The organism is Brevundimonas denitrificans (assembly GCF_030160755.1).
GTDB classification, from domain to species: Bacteria; Pseudomonadota; Alphaproteobacteria; order Caulobacterales; family Caulobacteraceae; genus Brevundimonas; species Brevundimonas denitrificans.
Map to the genome: position 1 here is coordinate 1 of NZ_BSOY01000200.1, position 648 is coordinate 648.

1 protein-coding gene is annotated in these 648 nt (G+C 59.3%); it reads right to left on the reverse strand.

All coding sequences use genetic code 11. The features are described 5' to 3' along the window. Positions 1 to 648 (reverse strand): hypothetical protein (locus QQJ79_RS15745; RefSeq protein ID WP_284223873.1); only part of this gene is annotated, 648 nt, incomplete at both ends.

The window sequence follows — 648 nt, forward strand, 5'->3', positions numbered from 1 at the left end:
GAACGGCATCGTCCACGGGGGCTTGCGATCGGACGGCGAGGTCGAAACGGGCCTTCTTGAACAGGCCGTCCAACTGGATGGGGCCGGTTCGGGACAGGTCCAGTTCGATAACGAACCGGGTGGCGGCTTCTTCCTTGTCTTTGCCGCTTCCGCTGCGATGGCGATAGAACATCCGCAGTTGTTGCAGGGCTTCACCATCATAGAAGGGGAAGGGAAGCAGCTTCCAGTCCTGTCCTCCGGGATCGGCCGCCAGCCTTGAAAGAGAGGTAAAGTCGTCACTCAGGGCCTGAAGGAGATCGCGCCGGCCTGCGGTCTCAAGGGCTTGCCGCGCATCCTGCCCCAGCCATTTTTCCATATTCCCGCCGTTCAGGGCGGAAATGAAGAACAGCAGGCTGCTGCTCAGGTTGGTATTGGCCGAGGGAATCCGGGTGTTGAGAATATCTTTTGCCAGCGCGGGGTTGTGAGAAGCTAACTCGTTCAGGCTGTTTCGCAGGTTTTCCCACTCGGTCAGGATGGGCAGGTGCGGGGTTTTGAAGATGCTGGAAATATCCGGGTTCCGCGACAAGGGGAACGGGAAGTCTGCCTCTGGCACTGCAAGGAATACCGTACTGCCGACAGGGACTGAAGACGGGGCGGTAAAGCTGAGGG